Consider the following 15,728-nt stretch of genomic DNA (forward strand, 5'->3'; position numbering starts at 1 on the left):
CGTCGCAGGGCATTATGGCCCATTTTGTCCTAATCTCCCGAACTGCGAGGGCGATCTATCGCGGATCGCACCCCACCTCACTTCACGGAGATGACATGTACAAGCTTCGCAAGGCTGCCGTCCTGGTCGCCGCCATCGCCAGCGTCGGACTCATGGGTGCTGGGACTGCCCACGCCGGTGGCGATGGCGGCCACGGCAAGGGTGGCGACCGGTTCGACATCAGGCAGAGCTCCAAGTGCAAGTCGCACGACCTGAACGTCGACGTCCTCGGCCAGGTCGGGCTGCTCAACGGCCTGCTGGGCAACGGGCTCAACGGCGAGGGCAACCCGGGCGCACAGAACACCCACCTCGGTTCGACCATGGGCTGCAGCAACACCGCCTTCTGAGGCCCCGTCCGGCGGATCATCAATACCGGATCTTCCAGCACCGGACGGAGACCCGGCGCCGATACGGTAATGGTCCGCCGGACACTCACTCGCGGTCTCCTCGTACCGATTCCGCGCCAGTGCCGCTGCGCCGTCATCCTCCCGTCCACTGTGCGCAGGTTGTCATGCAGTGAATCAAGATGACGACGCAGTACCCGTCAAGTCTCTGAACAACTGGCCCGGACATGCGCGCACACCAGAATGTGTGCGCGCTGTTTTTGGTTGAGCTGACACTCGGGCGGCGGGCAAGGACTTGGGACTCGGCGTTGCTAGTGATCGCCTTGCTGCAGACTTGTTTCCAACCTCTTGGACACGGAAGGCCCCGAGGAGATTCGTGTACTGCGGCGGACGGTCCTGTGTCCGGGACCGCCCCGCCCCGCGGCGACCGACGGCCGACGGCCGACGGCCGACGGCCGCCGAAGGTAGACCGGCTACGTCCGCGACTGTGACCAGCCCGGGCGGCACTTGTCGAAACCCAGGCCGATCGCCGAGGGGGGACGTGGAGCCCGCCGCTCTTATGAGGTGGGTTTGCCGTACAAGACGAGGTTCTTGACGTACCGGCCGGCCGCTTGGTCGTACCGTCCGGCGCAGGTGATCAGGGCCAAGTCTGGGAGCGCCAGCGAGGTTGAAGAGGTCGGCGGGCAGGGCCTCTTGCTCGTAGGTGCGGCGTGCCGTGATGAGGTAGGCGTAGGCTCGGCCGTCGGCGCCGGTCAGTACCCCGCGGGCGCCGAGCGGAAGGTCGTCCGCTGCGTTGGGTTTCAACGTGCCCGGCGACCAGGACGGTTCCGCGTAGGCGCCGGGGGCCGCTCCCAGGGCCCACCATCCGCCGACGTCGGATCCTTCGGCACGGCCATTGCCCCGTCGACCGTCGCGGCGACCGGCACGATCCGGGCGTAAACCGCCCTGGTCCCCGAATGCTCTGGGGTGGTGAGGCCAGCGCATAGCCACCTGCCCTCGTGCCCTCAACGGGAGGCAGCGTCCCCCGCCTCCCGGGGAGCCAGTTGCGGGCCGCTGATGATCAAGCGAACCAGGTGAGCCCATCACCGAAACCGCGGTCCGCGAGCTCTCCGAGGAGACCGGCCTCACCGTGAAGCCGCATTCGCTCAAAGTCGCCCACATCATCCACGGCGCCTGGGGCGTCGAAGCCCCCAACGGTTTTCAAGAGGGCTGTCCCCAGATCAGCCATACACCCGCTGGCCTGGGCGGTCGAGTACCCACAGTCCCCTCAGCCCGGGTACTGGTCCACACCTGGTCCATCAGCTACGGCATCAACCTGTCCCGAACCTCGGCCGGTTGTCAGCGCCTGCTGCCAGACTGTGGCATATGGGTGAAGACTTGCGCTCACTGGATGCGATCCTCTCGAACCCGAACGGCTTGTCCGAGGACGAAGTCGATCGCCTTCGTGGTGAACGGGCGCTCGGCGCCGCTGACATCCTCCTCCATCGGCTGGGCGACGCGGAAGCTGCCGACGTCGCAGCCGACGTCACGACGGTGCACCTGATCCTCTGGGAAACGGACTACGGCATCGACATGTACAAGGCCCTCTTAGAGGTCGAGCCCTACCTGCTGTCTCGCTTCACCGACGACGTTCTCGAACGGATCGTGGAGGCCATGCGCACCGCGACCATCCGAGACCGCGGGATGAACATCAGCTACATCGAGGCGCTACCGTCCATCGCGGAGGTGAGTGCCGACTGGCGGAAGCAACTACGCGCAGCCAGTGGGCCACGGCCGACGAACCAGGCTCGCCGCGCCCGGCTGGAACCACAGCACCCCATGGAGGATGGCCTCCACTTCACCAATGAGTGGGAGCACCGCGTCTACAAGGTCCTCAAAGAACGGCAAGCAGCCCTGCCAGACAACGACACGATCGGGATCATGCCGCTCGTCGCCATGCGGGTACGTGGCCACACGTACGAGCCGGACCTGCTCGTGACCTACCGAGGCCGCGCCGGCGTGATCGAGATCGACGGGCCTCACCACAAAGGACGTGCGTCCGACGACAAAAGCCGGGAGCGTCTGATCCGGCACGCAGGCATCCACTACGTGGATCGCCTTGATGTCCAGGACACCACCCAGAAAGCAGAGGTCGAGAAGTTCGTCACGGACTTCCTCAAGCAGCTCGGTGGCTAGGTGTATTGCCCTGTGAGGTTGGGGACGCGGCTGGCGGGGGGTTGGCCCTTCAGCGCGGTGTGTCCGCGGTGGTGATTGTAGGTGTGCAGCCACTCGGGGAAGACGTCGCGTCGTTCCTGCTCGGAGCGGTAGGGGCGGGCGTAGGCCCATTCGTCGAGCAGGGTCCGGTTCAGGCGTTCGACCTTGCCGTTCGTCTGGGGCCGGTAGGGGCGGGTGCGCTTGTGGGTGATCCCGGCCTCGGCGAGGACGTTGCGCCAGTCTCGTGAGCGGTAGCAGGAGCCGTTGTCGGTCAGGACCCGCTCCACGGTGATTCCGGCTTGGGTGAAGAACGCGTGGGCACGGGTCCAGAAGGCTGTGGCGGTCTCCTTCCTCTCGTCGGTGAGGATCTCGCTGTAGGCCAGGCGGGAGTGGTCGTCGACGGCCGTGTGGATATAGCTGTAGCCGGCCCCGCGCCGTTTGCTGCGGCCTTCTTGTCTGCCGAGAACCTTGTGGCCGCCGCCGTTGGGGATGTTGCCGAGTTTCTTGATGTCGACGTGGACCAGTTCGCCGGGCCGCTCGCGTTCGTAGCGGCGTATGACGCGGCCGGTGGCCCGGTCCAGGTGGGTGAGGCGGGCCAGGCCGTAGCGGGTCAGGACGCGGTGCACGGTCGAGGGCACCAGGTGCAGCAGGCCTGCGATGCGGGCCGGTCCCCAGCGGCGCAGGATGCGGACCTTGATGATCCGCCGTTCGGTGCGGGTCGGGGTGCGGCGCGGGCTCGTGTGCGGGCGGGAGGACAGATCCCTCATGCCGGCCTCGCCGTGTGTGCGGTAGCGGTCGGCCCAGCGCTGGGCCGTGGTCGGTGAGACCTGGAAGCGTTCGGCGGCCCGGCGCAGGGGCCAGCCGTCCTCGACCACGCAACGGGCAAGACGCAGACGGCCGGTCTCGGTCAGGGGTGCATTACGGTGGGGCACGAGGGCCTTTCTGTAGGTGTAGACGTCGCAATCCACACCGAACCGGAAGGCCCTCACCCATTTCAAGATCCCTCAGCCGAGACCTGGCTCACCCGTCCACAACCTCCCGGGGCAGAACAGCTAGGCCGCCATTTCGTCACTCTGACGCGATTTTCCGAACTCGGGGATTACTCCTGGTGGCTCTGCGATGCTGGAGGCCGATCGAGAGGGGCCGCAGCGATGCAGTGGAAGATCCACGGGGAACGTCCGATCTACGAGAACCCATGGGTGAACCTGTGGCTCACCGATGTGGAGACGCCAGACGGGCACCGCTGGGAACACCACGTCGTCAAGCTCCGCCACTTGGCCGTGGCCGCCGTGCTCAACGACCGCCAAGAGGTCCTGATGATGTGGCGCCACCGCTTCATCACGGACGCGTGGGCTTGGGAGCTACCCATGGGCCTGGTGGAAGCGGAGGAGACCCCCGGCGAGGCTGCCGCTCGTGAAGTCCTCGAAGAAACCGGCTGGCGGCCGGGCCCGATGAAGCCGCTGATCTACGCCGAACCGGCGAACGGCATCACGGACTCCCAGCACCACCTGTTCCGCGCGGACGGTGCGACGTACGATGGGCCGCCGACCGAGAAGAACGAGTCGGATCGCGTCGAGTGGATCCCGCTGGAGAACATCCGGGGCATGATCGACCGCCGCGAGATCGTCAGCAGCGGCTCCCTGGTCGGCCTCCTCTACGTCCTGATGGACGAAGGGGTTCGCTGACCCTGCGGGGGAAGCATCGCTCGTAGACGTGCCTCGAATGCAACCGCCGCCGGCACCTCGCGATAGGGCGCAAGCTGCTCGTAGAACTCGCGAAGGTGCCCGGCCACCCGCACGGACGACACCGCTGCGGCAGGCACCAGGGCCTCTATCGCCGTGTGGCACGCCTGGTCGAGCTTGCCCCGTTGGAGCTGCGTGCGGGCCAACCAGAAGGCATGGAACGCCCGGCCGCGCTGGTTCGCAGGATCCTCCCGCGCCAGCGCATCCGCGATCAGCGGTTCGGCAATCGCAGCTTCCCCAAGACGGCCGTGCGCAATGCCGGTGTCCACGATGAGCTTCGGCTCATCGAAGTACGTCACCCATGCCGGGTCCGGGTCGCCCTCGCGGATGCGTTCGAAATGACTGTGAGCCTCGGAGATCGCGTTATGCGTCGCCTTCCGGTCCCCCAAGGTCGCGTGGGCGAAGGCTTCGCGCATGGCCAGCATCGCCCGTACTCTCGGCGTCGCCCCGCTGGCGGCACGGGCCTGGTCCTGGGCAGCAGACACCAATGCAAGCGCGTCCGCCGGCTTGTCCTGGTAGGTCGCTTGCAGGCTCATGCAGGCCAGCACGTTGGCCATGAACGGATGGTCGTCAGTCTCTCTGGCCAGTTGCAGAGCCTCCGAGAAGTAGGCGCGGGCCTGCTGGTACTGCCGGGCGTCGAAGTACGTCCAACCCGTCAGCCGCGCCAGCTCTGCCGCGATGCCGTAAAGGGGCCTCCCCCTGAGTGGTGGACACGCTGATACTGGATCTGCTCGATCCGGAGGAAGCGAGAAGACCGCCGATGGCGATGAAGGACTATTCGGACGAGTTCAAGGCCGATGCCGTGGCCCTGTACGAGTCCACACCCGGGGCGATCTACAAGAGCATCGCCGCTGACCTGGGCGTCAACCGGGCGACCCTGCGTGAGTGGGTACTGCGGGACCGCGAACGCCGTGGCATCACCGCCGCGGCTGCGAAGCCGGGCGCCCAGCCTCGGGAGGCGGTGCCGTCCGCTGATCCGAACGAGCGGGTGCGGCAGTTGGAGGCCCGGGTGGCCGAGCTCGAGGCAAGTGAGCGCAAGCTCGCCACCGAGCGGGACATCCTCCGCAAGGCGGCCAAGTATTTCGCCGGAGAGACGAACTGGTGATGAGCCGCTTCCAGTTCGTTGACGACCATCGCAACACCTACGAGGTGAAGCGGCTCTGCCAGGTCCTGGACGTGAACCGGTCCAGCTACTACAAATGGCTCGCCGGCGCCGAGGCCCGGGCCACCCGGCAGCGGGAGGACCGGGTCCTGGCCGAGGAGATCCGCGAGGTCCACGGCGCATCCGGCGGCGCCTACGGCTCCCCGCGCGTGACCGCCGAGCTCCGCGAGAAAGGACGGCGGGTCAACGAAAAGCGGATCGCCCGGATCATGCGGACGTTCTCCATCACCGGCATCCGCCTGCGCAGACGCGTGCGCACCACCGTCCCGGACCCGGCCACCTCACCGGTCCCGGACCTGTTCCAGCGGGACTTCACCGCCACCGAACCCGGCCTGAAATACATGGGCGACATCACCTATCTCCCCCTGAAAAACGGGGAGTTCCTCTATCTCGCGACCGTGCTGGACTGCTTCAGCCGCAAGGTCGTCGGCTGGTCCATCGCCGACCACATGCGCACCGGCCTGGTCGCCGACGCACTGCGGATGGCGGCCTCGACCCGAGGCGGCCTGGACGGTGCCGTGTTCCACTCCGACCACGGGGCCCAAGACGGCTCCCGGGCCTTCGCCGGCCTCTGCGACCAGTTCGGAGTGACCCGATCGATGGGCGCGGTCGGCACCAGCGCCGACAACGCGGCCTGCGAAAGCTTCCACGCCTCCCTGAAACGCGAGACCCTCCAGGGCACCCACGACTACGGTGACGCCGACACCTGCCGCAGAACCGTCTTCGCCTGGCTGACCCGCTACAACACCCGCCGCCGGCACTCCGCCAACGGCCACCTCAGCCCCAACGAATACGAACGCCGACACCACACCGCTAAACTCACGCTCGCCGCGTGATCAATAACCGCGTGCCCACCTTCACGGGGGAAGGCCCGTACGAGCGTGTCATCACCTATCACCCAGACTGCGCCTTGCCCCGCGGCCTTAACCGAACTCCTCGCTACTGAACCAGGGCTGATTCAAAGTCCTGGTGATCATGTGGGTGTGCAGGTCAGGCGGCCGTGGTCGCGGGGCCGTGCCGGACGTAACGAAGCTCCGGTTGTCCGGGATGACCTTCCCAAGTCGCCCTGAACCACCGGAGCTTCGATATGCCGTCAGTCTGGCCAAGATCGCATCGAGATTGTGCGCGTGCGACGCGTACTGGCCTCGGCACCGCATCTCTGCAGTCAGCGATCGGCCGCGGTGGCCGTACGGCATTTCGAGGGGCTCACCCGTGCGTTCAGCAGGGCAGGGTGGTCTTGCCCGCCGCACCGGTGGCTCCGGTGGTGCCGTCCGCGGTGAGCGTGGCGGGGGTGCCGTTGCCGCCGTTCTTGCCCGGGCACACGCGGCTGGCGGCGCCGCCAGCGCCACCCGTACCGCCCTTGAAGCCGCCGCCGACCTTGGAGGCGCCTCCGTTGCCGCCCTTGCCGCCGGCGATGCCCGCACCGGCGTTGCCCGCGCCGCCCACGCCGCCCAAGCCACCCTTGCCGCCGAGAGCGGCAGCGCCGCCCGCGCCCCCGTTCCCGCCGTTGCCGTTGGCGCCGCCGGCGCCGCCCGCGCCGCCGCCCCCGCCGACGCTCGCCGTGCCGGTGGCGTTGCCGCCCGCTCCTCCGTTGCCGCCGTTGCCGTTGGCACCCGCGGCGCCGCCGGTGCCGCCCAGGCCGCCGAGCCCGCCGAGGAGTCCGACGCCGTTGGCACCATTGGCACCCGGAGCGCCGAGAACACCGAGGGCGGCCCGGGCGCCGACCGAACCCGATTGCGCGGAAGCGAGAGCGGGGGTCGCGGTGAGTCCCGCTACGGCGATCGAGGCGATGAGGAAGGTCCGGGCAGTGGCCGTGGTGCGCAGGAAGCGCATGAGATACGTCCTTCGGTTTGTGCGGAGGGAGAGATTCCCCTACCGACACTCATCAACGTAGAGAGGTGGGAGGCATTCCACATCCCGAAGGTTGATCAAATGTCTTTAAGTAGAGCGAATCATCAAACTTTGGCTGTAAACTGACAGGTTTGAATCTGTCACAGCTGACGCAGCGCCCTGCTTTTCGCGCTTTCGTCACCTGCAGCAGTCCGTGAACCGGGCGGCGTGAGTCCGCAGTGACACAGAGAGGCCGGGGCTGAGTCAAAGTCCTGCTGTGTAAAGGGTGTTGCTGTTCAGGGCAGTCCGATGAGGTCGAGTGGGCGGGTGTGGGGCTTGTAGGAGAGGTGGCGGAGGCCGGCGGCGATGCTGCGGTGGTCTGCGGTGCGCAGGGTGCTGATCGTGAAATTGCGCAGGGTGGCCATGTTGGCTGGGCCGTGACCGGTGCGGATCTTCGAGGCGTCTTCGGTGAAGGTGGTGTCCCGGACGTGATGCACGGCCTCGATTTCCCACTGTGAGCGAGCGAGTTGAGCGATGAGCTGCGGGGATGCGGTGGTGGAGGGCAGGTCGGTGATCACGTAGACCGTCTTGCGGGTGACCTTCCCGGTCTTCACGCAGGCGCGGTGGCGCACGATCTTCGCGGCCTGTGTGGCGTGCGGGAAGTCCAGGCCCAGGCCGGTGACGGTCAGCGCACGGACCGAGCGGGTCTCCCGGCGGCCGTGACCTCTCCCGCGGTCGTAGCGGCGTGCGGTGACCTGCTTCCACGGCAGCGCGCGCACGGCCGCGTGCAGGGTGGGCTGGTTGCGCTTGACGACCAGCAGGTAGTGCGCCTTCTTGGTCTCCACCAGCCACTTCGCGTGCTTCCGGCAGGTATGCAGGGCATCGGCGGTCACCGTGACACCGGTGAGGTCGAACGGGGCCAGCAGTGGCGTGAAGCCGGTGACCTCCGTGGTCCTGTCCGGCACCCGCAGCTGGGCCACGACGTATCCGCCGGGCAGGACCGCGGACAGCAGATGAGCTGCCGCGGTGGTATCGGTGCGCGAGCCCCGGGCGCTCTTGCCGTCCACCGCCAGACTCTTGGCGCCCGCGGGATCACGGCCGAGCAGGTCGGCCAGGCCGCCGGGCACACCAGCGTCAGCACCCGGCGGATCGTGGAGGCGGCAGGGGCCCGGCGCACGCCGAGCGGCCCGAGCGCCCGCGCACCCAGCCGGGCCAGGGCGTCCTGCGGCGCGCTCGCCGCCCACTGCCCGACAGCCGCATAGGAACGGGCACCGGACAGAACCGCACAGCAGGCTGTGAGCAGCACCGATACCAGCGAATGCCGCCGGCCCCGCCGGCCACGCGGATCGACCAGCATCGCCAACCGGCCTGCCACCGAGGGCAGAGCACGCTGTTCGGCGGTGGGCGACTTGACCAGACAGACCGTGGCAGACTGACGGCACATCGAAGCTCCGGTGGTTCAGGGCGACTTGGGAAGGTCATCCCGGACAACCGGAGCTTCGTTGCGTCCGACACGGCCTCACCACCACGGCCGCCTGACCTGCACAACCACGTGATCACCAAGACTTTGAATCAGCCCTGGCTACTGAACCGAACTTGCTACGGCCGTCAGCTCACAGCGCGGCCGGCAAGCCGACGAGGTGCTCACCGCGGCCCTGACCGCCCGGGGCGCGCCGGGGATACGGGCGTGGGGCTTGCTCCGTTATCCCGTGGTCCCCCAAATCCCGACCCGATTGCCCGTCCCCGGCCAAAGTGGCCACGCCACATACCGCTCGGCGGCCTGGACGGCGGGCTCGGCGAGCCAATCGGCGATACGAACGCTGAGGAAAGTGCTTGAGCCGCCCGCCACAGCCCGCCGCGCGGCAACTGATGCACGTGGCCGTGGACAGCCACACGATGCCGCATCGGGCGTACGCCGAGCGGTTGATCCGTCACTGCGATAACTGCGCGGCTCGGGAACCGCGGCTGATTACGGTCTACCCTCACCGCATGGTCTTGAGTCGTGCCCACACGTTTCCAGCAGCTGGCGGAGCACTGCTGGCAGGCCCCACGGTGGGCTTCCTGTGCGAGCAGACTGCCGTAACCAGGTGTGCCGAAGCGGAAGTGGACACGTTGACGGTACTGCGCTTCTTCGGCCGATATGACTCCAAGGCCGTGCTAAAGGCAGCCCGGTGGTGTAAGGACCACGTGGACGGACATGACATTGAGGTGACCTCTGCCTGGTTCCGGCACATCGACGAAGAAGTCGAGGACGGACTCAACTACGAAATCAGATTCGTCGTCGAGACGATTTGAGGAAGCGCCGAAGCGAATACCTCCGCTCGGCGGACGGTGGAGCGGTTCCTGAGTCGTCGGATCCACTTCCCCCGCCCGCCTCTGAGCCCGGCGGGACACGAGCGGCCGGACGCCAGCATCCTTGAGAGGCCGACCCGCCATTCTGGGCCTGCGAACCTGCATCCCTCTAGAGCTTGCCGCCTCGAACCCTACGAGACGAATGGCCAGCGCTCCCCCGGCGTGCACTCCCGATGTCACGGTCGCGGTAATCGGATCAGCAGCGGGCCTGAACGCTGCCACTATCGGCTCACCACGCCGACCCAACTCCCGCACTTGGCCGTCGCGTTCCCGGCGTCACACAGGCGCCCCCCCCTGTGCTGATCGGGCACTAACGCGCGGGGTGATGGGGCCGTCGTTCGTCTCCGCCATCGCCCTCCCTTTAGCGCTCGCTCCTCGCCGTCCTGGCCGCGATCGTCACCCCGACCTGCAAGCTGCCGCCGGCCCGGATCGGGCTGCGAGGCGCTCTACGACGGCTTCTGCGTCGGTGGCCTGCGCCCTCAGCTGGTTTGGCGGGGGGCCAGTGATGCATCCTTCAGCCAGTCGACATACCACCTCGGCTCCTAGGCAAAACGGTCCAGCAGCCGGTGATTGCGCTTTGCTTCGTTCGCTTCTCACAGCAGCGTTTGCCTGCTCGTGGGGCAGCATCTGTGCATTTGGAAAATGCTCACAAGCAGTAGCAGAGTGGCTTGGTCTGAGCACGCCGGGCAGGCGGCGAGAAGAACGTGGCACTCGGGCCCATCGTGGTGAATGTGATGGCCTCGCTGGCCCGGGCGTCCCTTCAATCTGGTGATCGGGGTACTGCCGGGCCGAACTCAGCCCCCGTCAGGCCCGGCAGCGCATAGCCCGAACCGGGGGCGAGGGGACCCGGGCCACATCGTGCAAGGTACGTCAGCGTCAGGTGCGATCCAGTCACCCCGCGCCTGTCCCCATCCCTCTTCACCCCACCGGGTGGGTGGTGCGAAAGTTCATCGGCGCCGTTGAGTCCCGGCGAAGCGAGCCATGGACGTAACTCCACGGTCCCGACAATCGTGTTCCCACGCCCGAACCCCTAAAGCATCACGCCGACGTTGCCTCAGCCCTTGGTGTGTGCTGTCCAGTGCAGCCTCGCTGCCGGATCCCATGGGCGCAACTGGAGTCGGTGACACTGGACGAAGCGCTCGTAGGGACCGTCCGGTTGAGTCGGCTTCTGCCGCCAGGCGGCTTCGCCTACGTCGCGTCACTTTCCGTCGACGATGTAGTAATCGTTCTTGATGTACTCCAGGGTGTAACTGCCGAGGTCACTCTCGGAGAACGTAGCGGAGGCCCTGACCGCCTCGAGCGGCATCTCAATCTTGTCGAGGGTGCGCACAGCAATGCCCTCCGGATCGACTGTCGCGGTTTGCAAGGCCTTCTTCTGCGCGGGTGAGATCATCTGGAACACAACGACGTACGTCGACGTGCACGGACCGAATCCCTCCTCCTGCGCCTTCTTCGCGCCCGGCCCGGCCACTTCGCATACCGTGTCAATGTCCTCACGGCCAAGGGCGTGGAGGTAGTGCTCGTACCGCTGGATCGCGCGCGCCTTCGTCCGAGGAGCAGGCTGGTCACCGGTCGGGGTGGTAGACGGCTTCTCGGTCCCAGTTGACGCCGGCGGCGTGACCGACGGCTCTGTTGCCAACATAGGCGAGGACGGCCGCGAGGGCTTCGCGGCCCCGTCCTCCTTTGATGTCTCCGGACTGCATGCGCACGCCACCAGCGCCACACAGGCCGAGATCGCCACGCTCGCGATCGTTCGCGTTCTCATCTGGTCCCCCATCAGCCGACTACACAGCAAGAGGTCACGCAGGAGCCGGCGTAATGGTTCCCGAGCCGGTCCAGCGGTCGTTACCTGCTGCCGCGCTCGGCAACCCACCGGTGTCAGCAGCACTCCTGGCAGCGGGGAGACCGGCGCCCCCGTTGCCGCCCGGGGACCAGGAGGTCTTCGGGCACCCGCGGCGCCGCTGTTGCCGCGCAGGTTCACTGCAATCCTTGAGCCAGGAACCCGACAGCTGGCGCCCTCCGGCATACCGGGAATTCATACCAAAAGTCTCGGTGCTCTCGTCAGACGGGCGAAGAACGTCGACAAGGTACAGAGCCGTTACCGTCCGCAGCGGCAGGTACTCGCACTTCCTATCCACGACCACACCGTCGGAGCTCCGGTGCGGTGCAAGACGTCCAGTGCCCAGTTCAGTCCGTGCTGGTGTCGTTGCCGAGCAAGCCGGACAGCAGCTCGAAGATCCGAGGTTGATGATGGCGGCGAGGCTGGCACGGTCGCCTCAGCCGGCGGGGTTTGTGCCGCGCAGGATGGTGAGGATCTCGGTCAGCATTTCGCCTTGCTGAGTCAGCATCTCGCTGTGCCGGCCCAGCAGAGCGCTCTGGTCATCCTGGACGCGGGAGAGCTTCGCCAGCATTTGGGTGCGGGACTGCTCGACCTGTTGACGCTGTCGTACGGCCAGCGCTTCTATGCGGTCCAGGACGTCCTGGGCGTCTGCAAGGCCGGGGCTCTCGTCGGTCGAGTCTTCAGACACCAGAGCTCCGTTAGGTGGGGCAAGGGCGTGTACGGCTCGTCGATTGTCGCAGGGGCGGGGGCGCAGCGGCGGCAGCGCCGGTGCCGGGTCTTGACCTGCGTACGGGGCGGAGAAGCCGGGAGGATCGCGCCGGATCCACCGCCGCTACCGCTGGGTGCCGCGGGTGAGTGTCGGTGTGTCGTCCGTCGTGGACACCGGTGCCGGTATCGTGATCTTCGGGTTCGATTGGCTCGTAATAAGGCGTGGACCATGCGGGCCGAGTCCTCGAGCGAAGCCCCCTTGGCCCGTCACCTCGTTGCTGCTCCGCCGCCGCGCGGTCGCCGTGCCCGCGCCCCGCGTGACCGGTGTTCGCCCCGCCTGCTACTTCGCAGGTGCCACCATCTTCGCGCTCTTGCCCACTACCTTGCCCGCCGCCGGGACTCCCTTCTTCACTGTCTTACTCCCCACGTCTCCGGCGAGGTTGGAGGCACGCTGGGCGGCACCGTCCACCCTGTTGCCCAGGTCTTCCCCGCCCAAGGCGGCCACGCCGCCCAGATTTGGGGTCTTCGGCCCGTCAGCAGCTTGAGCGGCGCTGACGGATCCCAGCGTCAAGGCAGCAGCAGCCATGGCGGCTGCCGTAATGGTTCGGCGCATTGCGACTCCCTCACAGATACGAGTGGACTTCTCCGACTTGAACGACCGAATGTCTTCCAGGACACGCCGGCACAGGCCAACGCAACAGCAGCGCCGTCCCGTAGCGACGCTGCTGTGCACCGTGTCTCGCTGGCCTACGGCCCCGCGTTTCGTACGCCAACCTCCCGGAGCTACTTCGGCTGCAATAGCCCGGTCGTGGCCCGCATGCACGACCGCGTCGTAGCCGTCGGCTGCAATCGGTACAAGTCCTCGGCGAACAAGGATGTCATCGGCTCTTCCGACGTCGTCTCATACGATGCATGGCAGCGTCGTTGCAGGTGCTCCGGTTTCATGCAACCCCCGGGCAAGACCACTTGGAACTGCTTCAGAGTCCCGAAGAGCTGATCTATGCATGACTGTGCCCCCTCATGGCTCCGGCCGTCAGAGGGGCTTTTCCCGGGGGTGGGAGTGATGGCCCACTGTGGGGCGAGAGGGCAGACATCCACACGAGCCTGGAGGGAGCCGCGCGAAAACGGTGCTGTCCCCGCTGTTGACACTGAGGGCAGGGACCAGCCGGGAGCGGCGCAATGGCAACGACTCGAACTGGGGCGGTGGTGGCCTGGGAGCCCTACTTGTAGCGGCCACCGTGCTCAGGTCACATCATTGACTTCGACGTCACATGTCATGCCGATGACCGCGCGATAGGGCACTGTCACGCGCTGAACGTTCCCGTCAGCACTGTCCGATCGATCCGGTTGAACCAGAATGACCTCGCCTGTTTGGACCTTGCGCCGCCAGTGAACGATCGCCTCTACTTGGGTGCGCGGCTCCACCTTGATTTCGATCAGCTGGGAGGCTTCGCACTCTCGCTCGGTGCCTTCCCGACTATGCCGAGCATAGGTGCCTTGCATTTCCGCTTGCAGGAATTGCATGATCGACGCCTCAAGGCGTCCACCGACTTCCCATTGATGTTCGACGGAAACGGAATGGGTCCAGCGGTGAGTGACGGTTCGAACGGTTTTTACGGTTGCCTTCGAGCTGTTGGTGAATACGCCCTGCCGCTCGATATAGTCCGTTTCCAGCTCCAGGTCTCCGCGTGACACCCGCTCGACGCCCCAGTCGCTAGGTGCTGTGGTGGCAGGCGTTGCTAGGCGCGCCTTATTGATAGCCGCCCGATGCATGACATGAACGATGAGGATCGTTCCGGCTTTCGCGGCGAGTGGAGCAAGTGCGATGAAGGGGAAGGGCATCGGTCACTCCTGGATGGCAATCGACGCGGGCTGCGCACGAGGCTTCATGCCTGGGCTCCAAACAATAAGGCCCACAAACCGGACTGTCTATGGAGCGGACATAACTGAGATACCTGCCCACGCAAAGGGGATACCGGAGAGGGTGGCGAGCCGCATTGGTGCGGAATGGAGATAAGAGGCGGGGGAAGGAAAACGTTTGCCCTCTTGGTTTCGCACGTACGTCCGCCACACTTGGGCACAAGGCCACGCGTCGCTAGCCACCGCCGCGCAGTGTGGGCAACCGGCCGGCCCTTGCCCGGTCTGTCGCGGGTGGTGCACATGTGAGCACGGGCTTCTGGCGTGGCGGCTCCCTCTGTCCGGTCCGAGAGGCCAAGGGTGGGTCCGCATGGGCAACACTGCGGGTGTCGGGTGCGATGGAACGCCTCGCCGACGCAGCACCGGCTCCGGCCGCTTGCGCCAGACAGTGGCGGCCTCACCAGCCAGGCGTCGTCCTACCGCGGCAGGCCGCTGGGGGCTGTCGTAATCAGCCCGGCGCCCGGGGTTTGCCATCCTGCCAGGCGTGCATTCGGCTTTTTTTCGCCAGGGTTCGCCACCCTTCCCAGCCTACTTGCTGATCACAAGGATGAGCCTGCCGGTCACTGTTGTAGGAGGTTCAAGTGTGGGATGCAATTTGGATGCGCAGCGTTGAGTGGCTTGCTGCGGCGGCTCCGGAGCCCCGAGCGTGCAAAGAACAATGGGAAGTCGATCCTGGGACTGCGCTTCTAGAGGCCGGGCGCCGCTGGAACGTTCTTAGCGTGCCCGAGCATCTTGGCTTGCTCGCTCTTGAGGTGCTGTGGGGTGATCAGACCCGACCACCTGGGGCGACGCTGCTACATCGAAAAGCGCGCAGGATCGGTTTCTTCCTGCCATGCGATGCTGACGACGAGTGGTTCGGGACAGGGCTGCGGTACGCACAGCGCGGATGCTGGGTAGCTGTGCCCCCTCCATATCGCGAGTCTGGGCATCTGACATGGATTATCCCACCCAGCGGAGAAAATAATTTATACGCACCAGAAGCGCTCGAGGCCGCTCTGAGAGCAGCCACGACTGCTCAAGCTCTCTGGACGGTGGCTCTGGTAGGTCAGCAGCGCCCCTCCCTCCCGATGCCGACCGACCCCACGCCGGAGCTATTACCTTGACCGCACGACGAACGGAGAGCCACGCCGACGGCGGCCATCACGGTCGCGCAGCCGTGCATCGCGCAGCGGATCACTGGAAAAGGGTGGCTCTCTGAACCGCAGCCGTCGGCGGCCCGACCAACACTCAGTCCGCGCTTGCCGCAGCCTTCCTCCTCGCCCCGTCCAGTTGGCGGAGGAGCCTGTGCTCTCGTCCGGCGCCCCCCTGGAAGGAACAGGTCCCCGGGGGCGGTTCGGAGCGCACGCCTACCAACCCCTGCGGATGACGTAGCGCACGCTCGTAGGTGCTCGTTCCCCTGCCTGCCGTGCGAAGAGTATGAAGGCGGCCCGGAGGACGATGTCTCCGGGCCGCCTTCGATGCCTGTAGGCAGTATCGCCCGGTTCGCTGCGGGGCCCTTTCGCCAACGCGGCCACCGTGAATATCCCGTGTCGAGGTCGGAGCCACAGACCGGAGGGGCGTCCGTACCTGTTCACGCGTAGGCGCACGAGGCCCTGACCCAG

The 15,728-nt window shown here is 66.6% G+C and carries 12 protein-coding genes and 3 pseudogenes; 6 read left to right on the top strand and 9 right to left on the bottom strand.

The window, feature by feature from the left end; translation table 11 throughout:
• Positions 1–95: 95 nt before the first annotated feature.
• The 3 genes and pseudogenes from AS594_RS38310 to AS594_RS38315 all read left to right on the top strand — a co-directional run bounded on the left by AS594_RS38310 (position 96) and on the right by AS594_RS38315 (position 2,558).
• Entirely contained in the window at positions 96–386 is a 291-nt protein-coding gene (locus tag AS594_RS38310) for a hypothetical protein (RefSeq protein WP_069934114.1), read from the top strand.
• A gap of 1,060 nt (positions 387–1,446) precedes the next feature.
• A pseudogene (locus AS594_RS42215) lies at positions 1,447–1,584 on the top strand (NUDIX domain-containing protein); the annotation flags it as partial.
• Positions 1,585–1,748: 164 nt separating this feature from the next.
• A complete protein-coding gene (locus AS594_RS38315; protein WP_069934115.1) occupies positions 1,749–2,558 on the top strand; it encodes a hypothetical protein in 810 nt (269 codons plus the stop codon).
• Here the strand turns inward: AS594_RS38315 and AS594_RS38320 are convergent.
• Entirely contained in the window at positions 2,555–3,508 is a 954-nt protein-coding gene (locus AS594_RS38320) for an IS481 family transposase (protein ID WP_069930308.1), read from the bottom strand. The two genes, AS594_RS38315 and AS594_RS38320, sit on opposite strands and share 4 nt — an antisense overlap.
• A 219-nt stretch (positions 3,509–3,727) precedes the next feature.
• Here AS594_RS38320 and AS594_RS38325 point away from each other — a divergent pair, with 219 nt between their 5' ends.
• Complete coding sequence (locus AS594_RS38325) at positions 3,728–4,261, top strand: NUDIX hydrolase (RefSeq protein ID WP_069934116.1); 534 nt, start codon at positions 3,728–3,730, stop codon at positions 4,259–4,261.
• On the opposite strand, the pseudogene AS594_RS38330 reads toward AS594_RS38325, so the two are convergent.
• A pseudogene (locus tag AS594_RS38330) lies at positions 4,231–5,007 on the bottom strand (hypothetical protein); the annotation flags it as partial. The gene AS594_RS38325 and the pseudogene AS594_RS38330 sit on opposite strands and share 31 nt — an antisense overlap.
• A 71-nt stretch (positions 5,008–5,078) precedes the next feature.
• Here AS594_RS38330 and AS594_RS38340 point away from each other — a divergent pair.
• Positions 5,079–6,316, top strand: a protein-coding gene (locus AS594_RS38340; RefSeq protein WP_240509409.1) for an IS3 family transposase whose coding sequence is annotated in 2 segments (ribosomal slippage) — positions 5,079–5,402 and positions 5,405–6,316 — 1,236 coding nt in all. Because the reading frame shifts where the segments join, the coding sequence is not laid out codon by codon here.
• 382 nt (positions 6,317–6,698) lie between these two features.
• Here AS594_RS38340 and AS594_RS45625 read toward each other — a convergent pair.
• From AS594_RS45625 to AS594_RS46980, 3 genes and pseudogenes are all read right to left on the bottom strand, one after another.
• Positions 6,699–7,313 (bottom strand): hypothetical protein, encoded by a 615-nt coding sequence (locus AS594_RS45625; protein ID WP_069934118.1) that lies wholly within the window; start codon positions 7,311–7,313, stop codon positions 6,699–6,701.
• 293 nt (positions 7,314–7,606) lie between these two features.
• Positions 7,607–8,437, bottom strand: coding sequence for an ISAs1 family transposase (locus tag AS594_RS38350; protein WP_240509366.1), 831 nt, complete (start codon positions 8,435–8,437; stop codon positions 7,607–7,609).
• 41 nt (positions 8,438–8,478) lie between these two features.
• A pseudogene (locus AS594_RS46980) lies at positions 8,479–8,754 on the bottom strand (transposase family protein); the annotation flags it as partial.
• A 389-nt stretch (positions 8,755–9,143) separates the two neighbouring features.
• On the opposite strand from AS594_RS46980, the gene AS594_RS38355 reads away from it, so the two are divergent.
• The gene (locus AS594_RS38355) at positions 9,144–9,605 is read left to right on the top strand and encodes a hypothetical protein (RefSeq protein ID WP_141746948.1); all 462 of its coding nucleotides are present in this window, start codon (positions 9,144–9,146) and stop codon (positions 9,603–9,605) included.
• 1,255 nt (positions 9,606–10,860) lie between these two features.
• Here the strand turns inward: AS594_RS38355 and AS594_RS38360 are convergent.
• The 4 genes from AS594_RS38360 to AS594_RS44195 all read right to left on the bottom strand — a co-directional run bounded on the left by AS594_RS38360 (position 10,861) and on the right by AS594_RS44195 (position 14,052).
• Entirely contained in the window at positions 10,861–11,403 is a 543-nt protein-coding gene (locus tag AS594_RS38360) for a hypothetical protein (RefSeq protein WP_218108872.1), read from the bottom strand.
• A 535-nt stretch (positions 11,404–11,938) separates the two neighbouring features.
• Positions 11,939–12,190 carry a hypothetical protein gene (locus tag AS594_RS38365; RefSeq protein ID WP_069934120.1) on the bottom strand — a complete coding sequence of 84 codons (252 nt, stop codon included), beginning with the start codon at positions 12,188–12,190 and terminating at the stop codon, positions 11,939–11,941.
• A 360-nt stretch (positions 12,191–12,550) separates the two neighbouring features.
• Positions 12,551–12,823, bottom strand: a complete 273-nt coding sequence (locus AS594_RS44190; RefSeq protein ID WP_141746947.1) for a hypothetical protein — start codon at positions 12,821–12,823, stop codon at positions 12,551–12,553.
• A gap of 629 nt (positions 12,824–13,452) precedes the next feature.
• Positions 13,453–14,052, bottom strand: a complete 600-nt coding sequence (locus AS594_RS44195; protein WP_141746946.1) for a hypothetical protein — start codon at positions 14,050–14,052, stop codon at positions 13,453–13,455.
• Between the last annotated feature and the right edge of the window lie 1,676 nt (positions 14,053–15,728).

This window comes from Streptomyces agglomeratus, from assembly GCF_001746415.1.
Taxonomy (GTDB): Bacteria; Actinomycetota; Actinomycetes; order Streptomycetales; family Streptomycetaceae; genus Streptomyces; species Streptomyces agglomeratus.